We start from the raw sequence: 13,100 nt of genomic DNA on the forward strand, positions 1-13,100 counted from the left end.
TTGTCCGCACAAGGAAGAAAGCAGGAAAAATAAAACTCTCTCTTTCTCCTATTCTGGATTGATAATAAGACCCACCCACACCCGTCCTGAAAAGGAAAAATTTTTTGAAAAAGACTTGACTTTTTGCTTTTCTTTGATATATATTACGTAAGGAGAGGGAATCATGATTGTACTCAGGAATGAGTTAGGCGAAATGCTTTCCGAGGTAAGAAAATGATTAAGCCTGAATATCTTTGTGTTCTTCGGAAAATATACGACCGACTGAAGAGTAAGAATGTGAATTGGGTAGTTACAGGCAGTCTTGGTTTTGCGCTGCAGGGTGTTCCCATTGAAATTCATGATATTGACATTCAGACTGACAAAGCAGGAGCTTATGAGATCGAATGTCTCTTTTCCGAGTTTGTGAGTAAAAAGGTTAGGTTCTCCTCTACAGAAAAAATCCGTTCGCACTTCGGCAAATTAATTATTGACGGGATAAAGGTGGAAATTATGGGAGATATCCGGAAACGGCTTGAAGATGGAAATTGGGAGGATCCTGTGGATTTGAACAAGCACAAGAGGTTTGTAGAGATACAAGGGATGAAAATACCAGTTCTATCTTTAGAGTATGAATATCAAGCATATTTGAAATTGGGCAGGATAGAGAGAGCCGAAATGTTAAGAAAGTGGTTGCATGGTGAGTATGAATTTTCAGACAGCACACCGCCCGGCAGCGAATAAAAATCAAAGGTTTCCACAAATTACCTTCATTTATCCCCAGAAAGTTAGCAAAAATTCCACATGTCCTATTAACAAATTGAATGTATACTAAATTTAGTGCAGCGGTTGAATGAAAAGAAAATTGTGTTTTGATGCATAATCGTAAGGTTTTCAACGAGCCTATTAGAATTCTCAGAAAAATCCAAATTTTTATTACAGAATAAAAATTAGTAAGAAGTTTTAAAGAAACAGGTATTATCATGGCTAATGACTTCGATGAACTTGCTTATATCGCCATGTGCTAGTATGAGGTGGAAAAATGGAGTTAAGACAACTTGGCGAAAAAGTATATTATATTCAGAATCCAGCAAATGTAGGTGTAATTAGAGATAGAAAAACAGCAATCCTTATAGACAGCGGATTGGACGACGACACAGCCAGAAAGATATTAAAAATCTTAGAAAGAGAAAATCTTTATCCTAAAGCAATAATAAACACACACTCTCACGCTGATCACTGTGGAGGCAATGCTCATCTGAAAGAAAAAACAGGATCAAAAATTTATGCTCCAGAAATTGAATCAGCCATAATAGAAAACCCTCTTTTAGAACCTTTGTATTTATTTTCAGGTGCAAACCCTATTATCAATTTGAAGAATAAATTTTTGATGGCAAGATCATCAAAGGTTGATTATGTCATAAGAGATGGGAAAAAATTAGGCTTTGATGAAATCGAATTAGATATTGTTAATTTGCCAGGTCATTCTCCGAACCAAATTGGCATTGTTATTGATAACATTCTCTTTTGCGCAGATTCCGTTTTTTCTAAAGATATGCTAAGAAGGCATAGGCCTCCTTTTTATATTGACATAGATGCTCAGAAAAAGACTTTGAATTTTCTTAAAGATAGTAGATACAAACTTTATGTACCAGGCCATGCAGATCCATTAGAGAATATTACAGAGCTAGTCGATATGACCTTAGAGATAATCAATGATGTTGAAGAATATCTTATCAGAACTACCAGAGAAAAGAAAACGACAGAACAAATTTTAAAAGACCTATGCTCCAACTACAGAATCAAAATAAAAGATGTTCAACACTACTATTTAATGAAAACGGTAGTAATGGCTTATCTCAGTTCATTGAATAATAGAAAAATTCTGGATTTAACAATAGAAGATAATATGTTGCATTGGAGAAGAATATGAAAGACTCAAAATGCTCAGTAAGCAGGGCGCTCCGTCACTCTGTGGTATCTGAACTCGTCAAAGGCAATTTGAGCGAAGATTGAAAGCTCTGACCAGATCCCCACAACAGCCTCGAAAGTGGGCTTGTGATAACAGAAAATGAATTTTACTTACTCCTCATCGTTTCAATTTTCCATTTTACAATCTTTCTTTTCTATATTGCTTCCGATTATGTCTATGTTCAACTTTTCTCCCAGTATTTCTATATTTTCACTTAAAAAAATAAAGCCTTCATCGTCGCGGCGCGCCCATTTGTTTCAAGCCTTTCTTTTACCTCCTTAGCAGTTATAAAAGTTGTTTCTATTATAAAAGTTGTTTCTATCTGTTTCAACTCCATTATGGCAATCGCAACAATCGCTGGGCCTACCCTCTATCTACAAACGAACTCATCTCTATCTGAATTCTGAGCGGATAGATAGGAATGTTAGTTTGGATTTTCACTCGCGCGCAGCATTATATCTTAAAATTTACCGAGAAAATACCGCAAACCTGATATGCCAGCTGAAAAATCTCAAAATCCTCTATAAAAAACGAATGGCAGATTTTGTTTCTTCAAGTTACGCAATCAATAAAAAGTCAGCAGAAATATACATGTATTGAAAGAATAGCAATATATTTCATCATATTTTCCTGCCAATGTAGAAAACATATCCATAATACTGTTTATACTTTGAATACAATTCTGCCTCATAATTCATATATTCAACAAAAGCTTTTGCAGATTTGTTTTCAAAATGTTCCTGTAAAAATGCTTTTTGTATCGCTTTCTGCGGAATAAAATAATTATTCGTCCAGCACTTTTCAGGCAATGCAAATGCTGCGACAAAACTATAACCAGCTTTTTGCATTGTTGAAATATTGTGCCCCACTGTATTCATTTCAGGAACAGAATCGACCCAGAATTTTTCGATTTCGGCAGGCCTTTCATTGGTAAACCACGATTCATATGTTATAGCTATATAGCCATCTTTTTTTAGAAAATCTCTCCAGTAATTCAAACCTTTCTCAAAACCTATAATTGCAATAGCCCCTTCAGACCATATAATATCGAATTCTTCTTTTTGAAATGGTAAATTATCCATCGAACCAACAATACCTTTTACTCTATTCTGCAACCCGAGTTTTTCAGCGTTTTTATTGAGTTTTTCAATAAAATCCGGAGAAATGTCAAGCCCAATAATAGTACCTTTTGTATTTTGGGCAAGGACCATCGTTTGACCGCCCGTTCCACAGCCTAAATCTGCTATTCTTAATTCACTTGAAATGTTATCGATAAAACTCAACGCTCTAATAGTAGATTCGCGGCTGCCAGGGCCCTGCCGCTCCAATCTGCCAAAATAATCACAGATTAATCCCAAATCGAAATCATGAATTAACATTTCTTCTTTTTTCATACAATGGGCTCCTTTGTATACCCGAAATTTTTGATATATGTGATAACTGCAATATTATATCACTTTATCTCAATATCTTTAAACTCATATCGATCTCAGGATAGAGATTTCTCAACTCAGAAATGTTAAAATAAAGCGATGAAATACGGTGAGATTATGGATAGATGGGTAAAGATAATAATTGGTGATAGCCGAAAAATGCCAGAGATAGATGATGAAAGTGTGGATTTAATAGTCACATCCCCTCCTTATTGGCACATCAAAGATTACGGCATCAAAGGGCAAATTGGTTATGGACAAAGTCTTCATGAATATCTGAAAGATCTTTACAGAGTCTGGAATGAATGTTTTCGTGTTCTCAAACCTGGCAGGAGGTTATGTATAAACATAGGTGATCAATTTGCTCGTTCGGCCATTTATGGAAGATACAAAATTATACCGCTGCACGCCGAAATAGTAGCTCAATGTGAAGATATAGGCTTTGATTATATGGGATCAATAATATGGCAGAAAAAAACCACAATGAACACCTCTGGTGGAGCAAATGTTATGGGATCTTATCCATACCCTCCAAATGGAATGATAGAGATAGACTATGAATTCATCCTTATTTTTAAAAAACCAGGAAAGAGTTCGAAAGCATCTGCGGATATAAAAGAAAAATCAAAACTCACAAAAGAAGAATGGAAAGAGTATTTCTACGGGCACTGGTATTTTGGTGGGGCGAAGCAAATAGGGCACGAAGCAATGTTTCCTGAAGAATTGCCAAGAAGGCTCATAAAGATGTATACATTTGTTGGCGATACGGTCCTTGATCCATTCCTTGGTAGCGGAACAACTGCAAAGATGTCTCTTGAAATAGGAAGAAATGCTATAGGTTATGAAATAAATGATAAATTCTTAACTGTAATAGAAAACAAAATAGAGTCGAAAAAAAATCTGTTTCAATCTAATTTTAATGTCGAAATCATAAAACGAGAACACAAGATAAACGTAGATGAAATTAATTATACCCCAACAATTAAAGATGCCAAACCACTCATTAATCCTCAAAAATTCAACTCTAACAGCAAGCTATATAAAGTTGTTAGTATCATTGATGAACAAACAGTCCAGATAGATACGGGATTAAAAGTTAGATTTCTGGGTGTTGATGTGATCAAAAATCAGGAAGCATTGAATTATTTGAAAAATTATGTCGTGAGAAAAGAAATTTTACTCCGTTTTGAAGATGATGAACCATTGAATGAAGATACTGTAGAAGCATATGTCTATCTTAAAAACAAAATTTTTGTGAATGCCTATCTCATAAAATCTGGTATTGCAAAAGCAGACAGGCAAAGAGAATACAGGTACAAATCTATGTTTTTAGAGCTTGAAAAAGAGGTGAAATAATGGCCAGAGAATGGATATTAAATATAGCAACAAACAGATGGGGATTGAATAAAAAGAACAGTGTCGGTCCAGTTTCGCAATGGATTCGTGAATGTGAGCCAAGATCAGTCAAGGATTGGAAGCAATTTTACTACAAAAAACTCGCTGGCCTTCTCAAAACTAATAACATTTCACTATCCCCCGAAGAATACATCGAGGAACTTGGAAGAAAACTGTATGTAAAAGTTACGGAAGTTATTCAGGCGGAAATTGAAGAGGTAACCGAGGACGATTGTATCCAATATATTCACGATCTCGTGATTAATAGAACCTATGATGGTTACCTAACAGAAGTGAAAACCATCTACGGGCAATTACAGAGAGAGCTTGATGTAGAAATAAAACCCGCTCCCGATAAGTGGGACAGGCTTATAATGTAGATTTTTACATTCAAATCAGTGAAAAATATATCGGTTTACAAATAAAACCTATAACTTATGAACAAACACCACAAATAAGTCAATGAAAAAAATGGATTGGTAAAACTCATAAAAAATTTGAGGAAAATTTCGGCGGAAAAGTGTTTATCATATTTTCAATCAAGAAAAATGGTAAAAAAGAAATCTATAACCCAGAGGTTATAGAAGAAATCAAAGAGGAAGTAGAAAGATTAAAAAACGAAATAACCCAATAATTTAAATATTCAGGCTACTACACTCAGATTCTCATTTCAAAACCTCCTTCAACCATTCCGAAATTTCATTTTCGAGACCTTTTCCCCCACTTCCGTAAATTACGAGTTCTTTTAAAATCTTTGAATTATGGCACAATTTTCTTATATTCTCTACAATCCTTTGCTTTCCTCCCCCTCCGTGGCTGATGAACGGAGCAATCTTTTTACCAGAAAGATCATATTGAGAAAGAAATGTGGCAGCAGGCGGTGCCATGGTACCCCACCAGTTTGGTGAACCCACAAAAATAATTTCATAATCTTCGATATTATCGATCTTAGTTTTTAGAGGTGGCTTATAATTTGCCTGAATTTCCTTTTTGGCCTGCTCTAAAGTTGCATTATAGGATGAAGGATAAGGTGTTTCAGGAATCAGCTCAACGATATCTCCATCTGTCAGTTCTTGGATCAATCTTGCTATTTTTTGTGTGTTTCCGGACCAACTGTAATAGACTACTAAAGATTTCATAACTTCATCCCCCTTTTATGGAATTGACGAGCGAGTAAGATAGATAAGCTATCAGCATGAACACCACTAAATAATCCATAAAGAATACGATTATGTGTTCTTCATAATCAAAATATGTGAAATTGATCAAACCAAACATCCTGTGAAAAATCTGCCTGTTGAAAAACTGGTATGTTCCATAAATTAAAACAATTGATAGAATAAACTTTTTTATCCTCGATCCGATATATCTCCGCATTTTTCCAAAAAATATTTTCCAGTGAAATCCAAAATGAATTGCCATCATTATAAAGCACCAAGCACTGAACACCATGTGTGACTTTCTTGCTAAATCTGTAGAAACAAAAATTGGAAAATCAAAAACCTGAGATATAGCAATGCTACTAATCGTTGTACCAATCATTACAGCAACAAGTAAGAAATTAATAACCGCATGAAAAATTCGAAATAAAGAATATTTACCCTTGAAAAGATTCAAATACCATCTCCAATTTAACACATTGTGCAAAACGCATAAGAAAAAAGACAGGATTCCTGTTATTTCATGAAACACTTCGCCAAAGGTATGATACGCCATCAACATAAAAAAGACAGTAGCCAAATAACAATTCTTATGAAGAACATTTGAATCACCTCTGAAAATTCAGTTCTCTGAGCCATCTTTCCACATCATCTTTTGCCCTATCAACATTTCTTTCATAAGTACTGAGAGGTTCAAGTATTCTGCAGTCCTCGGATAATATTGCTTTCAGATCACGGATGGTTCTTTCCAATCCTCCTCGCCCATGAGTTACAAATGGAACAATCGTTTTTCCAGAAAGATCATGTTCTTCCACAAAACTATGGATCGCCATGGGAATCGTATGCCACCAGTTGGGAAAACCAAGGAAAATGATATCGTACCGGTCTATGTTTGCCACTTTTTTAACCAGTACTGGACGCTCTTTCCTTCTTAACTGCTCAGCAGCTTGATCTAAGCATTCTGAGTAATTAGAGGAATACTTTGGTTCCACAACTATCTCAAAGATATCTCCTCTTGTAAATTCAGCGATGTATTGAGCAACTTTTCCTGTATGGCCGGGAGCGATAGCACTGGCCTGAGTGATCGTGTCCACCTTTTCTGAAATTCGTGCTACGTTGTTGCCCCAGCTAAAATATGCAACTAATATGTTTGTTGATTTTTTGTTTTGAACGTCCTGGCCCATGAGGAAGAAACACAACAGTAACAAAATTAGTATCAGGAATATTTTTTTCAAAGACATCACCTCCCCAATTGAATTCTGTAGATACTTACATCCTTGAGTGTATTTTCTACTCATACACCCAAAACGAAAACTATAAACAATTCAGACAAATCACGGATCTAAAAGCTCGAACCACATCACCAGCTTCTTCAAGAAAGGCCAGATCGCCCTCTATAACATGTCCAACATGCTGTTGGGTAAACCTTTCGCCTGTTTACTTATAAAAAATCACGAAACTATGTCTTGTCAGCTCAAGTTTTTCAGTAACATCGATGTCTTCACTTCCATGAACAACTTAGATTTTCCTTTTATTTTTTCAAAGAGGTTGAAGATCTTCAGAGTCACAGGTTTCTGCCTCGTCGATTAATTCAGCAGAGAATCTCAAGGGTTTATGCCCCTTAAATTCTATGTACCCCACCATCTGGTTGAGAAACTCTTGTATCGTAGCGTTCTCTTAAGGAGACATCCTCCACTTTCCAGTTAGCATTCTCTCCATGTCTTTCAATCAAACGCTGCTTTTCTATATTCATAACGATTTCCATAGCTTTTCTTTCGCTTTCAAGGATATCTTCGAGTGGGACGAAACTTCTTTCCGTTGCTTGAAAAGATTCTGAGCAAATGAAACTATTCGTCTGTGGCAGGTTCAAACCACTCTGTGGGGCCAAGATGAACCTGTGTACTGATACCTATATGTACGAGTTCTTCATTGGGTGCCGCACCATGCCAGTGAACCACGTTCGGTGGTATCTCCACCACATCACCTTTTTTCAAAATTCTCACAGGTTTTCCTCTTTCCTGGTAAAAACCTTTTCCCCGGGTCACGATCAGGATCTGTCCTCCCGGATGGCTGTGCCAGTGCGTTCTCGCTCGTGGTTCGAACACCACGTTGTATATCTGTGTGTCGAATACTCCGTTTTCGTCAGTGACCAGCATCTTCACCCAGACGTTACCCGTGAAGAAGTCGCTCGAACCTTTAGAACCCCTTTCAAAGATATCATCTACCATGGTTGTACCTCCTTTCAATAGTGTTCCACGTGGCGATTTTTCATCTTTTCAGCGAGCAGATCCATTTGACGACCTCGGGATCCCTGTGGGAGAAGAATACGCTCTGTCCTTCATCGAGCGCTGCGATCTTTTCCATGTCTTCCTGTGTGAGTTCAAAATCGAAGATACTGATGTTTTCTATCATCCTCTCTCTTCTCACAGTTTTGGGAATGGCAACGATTCCTTTCTGAGTGAGCCATCTTAAAATTACCTGTGCAACCGTTTTGCCGTACTTTTCCGCGATCGATCTGAGCACTCCGTTCTGGAAAATGTTTTTTCTTCCCTCAGCGAAAGGACCCCAGGCTTCAGGCTGAATGTTGTAATTTCTCATGAATTCGATCTCCTCTTGCCTCTGATAAAACGGATGTATCTCGATCTGGTTCGCCGCGGGAACAACTTCGTGATGAACCATCAGATCCATCAACCGATCGGGATAGAAATTGCTCACACCTATGGCTCTTACCAATCCATCTTTGTACAGTTCCTCCATAGCTTTCCAGGCACAGTGTACATCTCCAAAAGGTTGATGAATGAGATAGAGATCTATGTATTCGAGTTGCAGTTTCTTCAAGGACTTTTCAAAAGCCTTCTTTGCGGATTCGTAACCGGCATCCGACACCCACAGTTTGGTCGTGACGAAGAGCTCTTCTCTTTTGACAATTCCTTCGTCAATCGCGCGTTTTATTGTTCTTCCCACTCCCTCTTCGTTCATGTACGATGCTGCTGTGTCGATGAGTCTGTATCCCACCTTTATAGCCTCATAGACACATTCTTCTGTCTTTTCTGGTGGTATCTGGAAAACTCCGTATCCCAGAATAGGCATTTCTACACCGTTGTTCAAAGTGACTTTTGGAATCTGCATGGTAACACCTCCCATCGATGGATTCATTCTTCTGAAATTCTCGTACCAGTCTTTCATGTTACCGTAAAAAAAATCGGAGAAAATACAAAAATAACGGACGCCAACAGCACAGTATGTTTCACAGATACGTCATATTTTCCAGATTCTCAGGGTACCTTCCACCTTTTATTTCTATTCTTGAGAGAGCATCGTTTATTTCCTGGAGCTCTTCCGGTGTGAGTTCAACAAAAGCCCCTCCGATGTTTTCCAGAAGGTGACTCAGTTTCGTTGTGCCGGGTATGGGAACTATCCAGGGTTTCTGTGTAATAAGCCATGCGAGAGCTATCTGTGATGGTGTCGCGCCCTTTCGCTCAGCGATCTTTTTGAGGAGTTCTACAAGTGCAAGGTTTTCCTTCAAATTCTCTTTCTGAAAGCGTGGAATCCTGTTTCGAATATCTTCCTCATCGAACTTGGAGTTTTCACTTATCACTCCTGTAAGGAACTCTTTTCCCAGAGGACTGTAAGCTACAAAGCCTATTCCCAGTTCTTCACAGGTGGGAAGTATTTCCTCTTCAGGTTTTCTCCACCACATGGAGTACTCGTACTGCACCACATCAACAGGACAGACTTTATGAGCTCTTCTTATCGTTTCGGCAGAAGCTTCGCAAAGTCCAAAGTGCTTCACCTTACCCTCTTCTATGAGTTCCTTTACAGCCCCAGCTACTTCTTCTATTGGAACGTTTGGATCCACCCTGTGCTGGTAGAGAATATCTATGACTTCCGCTCTGAGCCTTCTCAGAGAACCTTCCACTGCTTTCTTAATGTGTTCCGGCCTGCTGTTCAGTCCTTTCCAGCCTGGCCTTATCATCCTGTGAGGAATTTGAACTGGGTACTGCGGGAGGGATTTCATCCTTTACCCCAAAACCAAATTCCGTCTAACGGAATTGAAACCACAGTGCAAGCTCTTGATTGTACATGATAAGAGCAGTTTTAAAACCAATTGTAATTACCGGGAATTTCACAGCTAATAATACAAATGAAGAAGAATTCAGAAAGATTTGTTCTTTAAGCGGTGTCATAAACTTACTTTCCCTTGCACGCTCTTATATAGCATCTGCAACCTCATTAGCAGGAGGACCACCTGTTATATTACCTTTTATTGACCTGGCATCGAAATAATTGCTCTATATTTCTTACAGACTTTTTTATTTCAGATTTCGTGGCGATTTGATTTGCTTGAAAATACCATCTACAATCAAAAGTCTTTTTATCTTTTCACAAATTCACTGTGAACCCTTTTGAGAAGTGAAGGAATTTCAAGCTTTTGAGGGCATTTGCTGAGACATTCGCCACATTCTATACAGAAAGATGCCGACATTTTTTGACTCTCAAACCACCTGTATGTTCCTTTTCCCCCCTCTATATCTTCAAACATAATTGTCTCATTGTACAATCTGAAATTTCCCGGAATATTCACACCATTTGGGCATGGCATACAATAGTTACATTCTGTACAGTTGATCACCGCAAAAGATTCCAAGGCTTTTCTTGTTTCTTCGATTAATTTTAAATCATCTTCTGTCAGGTTGTTCACTGTAACTCGGCCTGCTATATCGATATTTTCTTTCACCTGATCCAGTGTGCTCATTCCACTCAAAATGACTGAGACCTGTGGAAAGTTTCCGAGCCATCTCAAGCTCCATTCTACAGCCGACCAGTTTTTCCCATTTCTTTTTAAAATATTCATAGCTCTGTCTGGAAGCCTTGCGAGTTTTCCACCCTTGAGAGGTTCCATTATCACAACGGGCATTTTTTCAGAAGCGTACATGAGCCCTCTCAAACCAGCCTGATAATTGATATCCATGTAATTGAGTTGAATCTGGCAGAAATCCCAGTTGTAATTATCCACAATTTCTTTAAAGACGGAATATTTATCATGAAAAGAAAAGCCAGCAAATCTTATCTTTCCCTGTTTTTTAGCCATCTCGAAGAATTCAAAAAATCTCAAATCTCTTATTTTTTGCCATCTTTCTTTGTTGAGTGCATGCATAAGGTACATATCTATATGGTCAGTCTGAAGCTTTTTTAATTGCTCGTCCAGAAATCTGTCGAAATCTTCATATTTTTCTACCTGCCAAACAGGGCATTTTGTGGCAAGAAAGACTTTTTCTCTATAACCACCTTTAAGCGCTTTTCCAACGACTTTTTCACTGTTCCCCCTGTGATAGGGATATGCAGTATCAATATAATTCACTCCATGATCGACAGAATATCTGATCATCTCTATTGCTTTCTCTTCATCGATTTGAGATTCATCGTTATTTATTATGGGAAGTCTCATTGCACCAAATCCCAAAAGAGACGTCTTTATAGTTTTACCAAACTCTCTGTATTGCATTATTTTACCTCCCTGATATCTTTAATATCTTTAGCTTTATAATTATTATACTCGAACACAGAAGAATTTTTCGCCACCATCTGTTGAAAAATCACTTTTTACAAAGTTAATGTGATATAATAAAAATAACAAGATATTGTAATTTTCATTTAATTTCAGTCCTCTTAATTATCCTCTCCGCTTTAAATTTGAAATCAAAAGGAAGTGGAAAAAATATGAAATCAAAAACTGTGGCAGGTTATTTTAACAATGGCCTTCCTTACAATAAGTTCGGCCATGGGCCTCGTGATCTTGTAATTTTCCAGGGATTAACGTTTGAAAACAAGCCTCTGTCTGCATCCATGTTCCGATTTTTCTTTAAGATTTACAAATTTTTAGGAGAAGATTATACGGTATATGTTGTGAATCGAAAATCAAATTTGCCTGATATTTATACTTTGAAAAATATGGCAGATGATTACGCAAAAATGATCACAGAAGAATTCGAATATCCAATTGATTTGATAGGTGTTTCAACAGGCGGGTCTATTGCTCAGCATTTTGCTGCTGATCACCCAAAGCTGGTTCGCAAATTGGTGATTCATTCAAGCGCTTATACTCTTAACAAAAAAGCCAGGGATGTTCAGATGCATGCTGGACAGCTGGCGAATCAACGAAAATGGAGAGAAGCCTGTTTTTCCTTGATGAGCTTATCGCTTTCAGAAAAGGGAATCAAAAAATATATGGGTAAATTACTGTTCTGGTTCATATCACTTTTTTCGAAAAAACTTTTCGGCGCACCAGAAGATCCATCAGACCTGATAGTAACAATCAAGGCAGAAGACAATCATAATTTCAAAAACCGTCTGTCAGAGATCGCCGCTCCTACACTTGTAATAGCTGGAAGTAAAGATCCTTTCTATTCAGAAATATTGTTTTGTGAAACTGCTGAGTGTATACCAAATGCCAAACTGATTCTATATAGGAAACTCGGGCATCCTGCTTCTGGCAGAAAATTTGCCCGGGACGTTATCGTATTTCTAAAAGAAGCATAAAGAAATGGAGGTATAAAGATGAATATATTGATACTCTATGATTCGTTTTTTTCAAACACCGAGAAAATAGCCCGCACAATTGGTGAAGCTTTTTCTCCAAACGAAGTCAATGTACTCAAAGTGGATAATGTAAAATACAGAAATCTGGAAAATCTCGATCTGCTCATCGTTGGTTCTCCCACCAGAGCCTTCAGTCCAACCAGAGCAATCAAGAGCTTTCTGAGAAAAATACCAAAAGACGGCTTAAAAGGTGTTAAGGTGATCGCATTCGATACAAGATTTACAAAAGAAAAAATAAGATCTTCTTTTTTCATGTTGCCATTTTTTGTGAAAATATTTGGCTATGCTGCAGATTCCATCGCTAAGAAGCTCACAAAAAAGGGAGGAAAGCTTGTTGTTCCTTCTGAATGGTTCTTCGTTGAAGACGTCGAAGGGCCATTAAAAGATGGAGAAATAGAGCACACCAAAAGGTGGGTCAAGAAGATTCTCAAGCAAATTGATTTTTCTGGAAATCAGTAAAAACCACAGAGAAAGTTTGCTTTTTTGTTAACGAAAACTCATGAAGGCAACAATCATGCCCGAAATCAGGCATAACAGTGGTCTGGTATATAAAAAATGCATTTT

General features: G+C 37.5%; 16 protein-coding genes and 1 pseudogene. 7 read left to right on the top strand and 10 right to left on the bottom strand.

Features of this window, described 5'->3' with window-relative positions; genetic code table 11:
• Positions 1-213: 213 nt before the first annotated feature.
• Both TLET_RS08035 and TLET_RS08040 read left to right on the top strand, forming a co-directional pair.
• On the top strand, positions 214-720 hold the full coding sequence (locus tag TLET_RS08035) for a nucleotidyltransferase domain-containing protein (protein WP_012003594.1): 507 nt from the start codon (positions 214-216) through the stop codon (positions 718-720).
• A 298-nt stretch (positions 721-1,018) separates the two neighbouring features.
• Positions 1,019-1,909, top strand: coding sequence for an MBL fold metallo-hydrolase (locus TLET_RS08040; protein ID WP_012003595.1), 891 nt, complete (start codon positions 1,019-1,021; stop codon positions 1,907-1,909).
• Positions 1,910-2,162: 253 nt separating this feature from the next.
• Here TLET_RS08040 and TLET_RS11140 read toward each other — a convergent pair whose 3' ends face one another.
• Complete coding sequence (locus TLET_RS11140; RefSeq protein WP_266105292.1) at positions 2,163-2,285, bottom strand: hypothetical protein; 123 nt, start codon at positions 2,283-2,285, stop codon at positions 2,163-2,165.
• Positions 2,286-2,568: 283 nt separating this feature from the next.
• On the bottom strand, positions 2,569-3,342 hold the full coding sequence (locus TLET_RS08045; protein WP_012003596.1) for a class I SAM-dependent methyltransferase: 774 nt from the start codon (positions 3,340-3,342) through the stop codon (positions 2,569-2,571).
• A 156-nt stretch (positions 3,343-3,498) separates the two neighbouring features.
• Between TLET_RS08045 and TLET_RS08050 the strand changes: the two genes are divergently transcribed.
• Both TLET_RS08050 and TLET_RS08055 read left to right on the top strand, forming a co-directional pair.
• The gene (locus tag TLET_RS08050) at positions 3,499-4,737 is read left to right on the top strand and encodes a DNA methyltransferase (protein WP_012003597.1); all 1,239 of its coding nucleotides are present in this window, start codon (positions 3,499-3,501) and stop codon (positions 4,735-4,737) included.
• A pseudogene (locus TLET_RS08055) lies at positions 4,737-5,242 on the top strand (MjaI family restriction endonuclease). The gene TLET_RS08050 and the pseudogene TLET_RS08055 overlap by 1 nt, the downstream one beginning before the upstream one ends.
• Before the next feature lie 199 nt (positions 5,243-5,441).
• Here TLET_RS08055 and TLET_RS08060 read toward each other — a convergent pair.
• The 7 genes from TLET_RS08060 to TLET_RS08090 form a co-directional block, all read right to left on the bottom strand.
• Positions 5,442-5,915: a flavodoxin gene (locus TLET_RS08060; protein ID WP_012003598.1), complete on the bottom strand. Its 474-nt coding sequence runs from the start codon at positions 5,913-5,915 to the stop codon at positions 5,442-5,444.
• Between the two features lie 4 nt (positions 5,916-5,919).
• Positions 5,920-6,393: a DUF4405 domain-containing protein gene (locus TLET_RS08065; RefSeq protein WP_049753367.1), complete on the bottom strand. Its 474-nt coding sequence runs from the start codon at positions 6,391-6,393 to the stop codon at positions 5,920-5,922.
• Between the two features lie 151 nt (positions 6,394-6,544).
• A complete protein-coding gene (locus TLET_RS08070; RefSeq protein WP_012003600.1) occupies positions 6,545-7,177 on the bottom strand; it encodes a flavodoxin in 633 nt (210 codons plus the stop codon).
• 380 nt (positions 7,178-7,557) lie between these two features.
• Complete coding sequence (locus tag TLET_RS08075) at positions 7,558-7,806, bottom strand: hypothetical protein (RefSeq protein WP_012003601.1); 249 nt, start codon at positions 7,804-7,806, stop codon at positions 7,558-7,560.
• Entirely contained in the window at positions 7,784-8,164 is a 381-nt protein-coding gene (locus tag TLET_RS08080; RefSeq protein ID WP_012003602.1) for a cupin domain-containing protein, read from the bottom strand. The genes TLET_RS08075 and TLET_RS08080 overlap by 23 nt, the downstream gene beginning before the upstream one ends.
• Positions 8,165-8,204: 40 nt before the next feature.
• Positions 8,205-9,065: an aldo/keto reductase gene (locus TLET_RS08085; protein WP_012003603.1), complete on the bottom strand. Its 861-nt coding sequence runs from the start codon at positions 9,063-9,065 to the stop codon at positions 8,205-8,207.
• A gap of 118 nt (positions 9,066-9,183) precedes the next feature.
• The gene (locus TLET_RS08090; RefSeq protein ID WP_012003604.1) at positions 9,184-9,954 is read right to left on the bottom strand and encodes an aldo/keto reductase; all 771 of its coding nucleotides are present in this window, start codon (positions 9,952-9,954) and stop codon (positions 9,184-9,186) included.
• A 59-nt stretch (positions 9,955-10,013) separates the two neighbouring features.
• On the opposite strand from TLET_RS08090, the gene TLET_RS08095 reads away from it, so the two are divergent.
• Positions 10,014-10,223: a hypothetical protein gene (locus TLET_RS08095; protein WP_049753368.1), complete on the top strand. Its 210-nt coding sequence runs from the start codon at positions 10,014-10,016 to the stop codon at positions 10,221-10,223.
• A gap of 88 nt (positions 10,224-10,311) precedes the next feature.
• Here the strand turns inward: TLET_RS08095 and TLET_RS08100 are convergent, their stop codons facing one another.
• Positions 10,312-11,442, bottom strand: coding sequence for an aldo/keto reductase (locus TLET_RS08100; protein WP_012003605.1), 1,131 nt, complete (start codon positions 11,440-11,442; stop codon positions 10,312-10,314).
• Between the two features lie 215 nt (positions 11,443-11,657).
• On the opposite strand from TLET_RS08100, the gene TLET_RS08105 reads away from it, so the two are divergent.
• Positions 11,658-12,476, top strand: coding sequence for an alpha/beta fold hydrolase (locus TLET_RS08105; RefSeq protein ID WP_012003606.1), 819 nt, complete (start codon positions 11,658-11,660; stop codon positions 12,474-12,476).
• Between the two features lie 18 nt (positions 12,477-12,494).
• A complete protein-coding gene (locus TLET_RS08110) occupies positions 12,495-12,995 on the top strand; it encodes a flavodoxin family protein (protein WP_012003607.1) in 501 nt (166 codons plus the stop codon).
• Positions 12,996-13,100 lie beyond the last annotated feature (105 nt).

The sequence above is a fragment of the Pseudothermotoga lettingae TMO genome (assembly GCF_000017865.1).
GTDB lineage: Bacteria > Thermotogota > Thermotogae > Thermotogales > DSM-5069 > Pseudothermotoga_B > Pseudothermotoga_B elfii.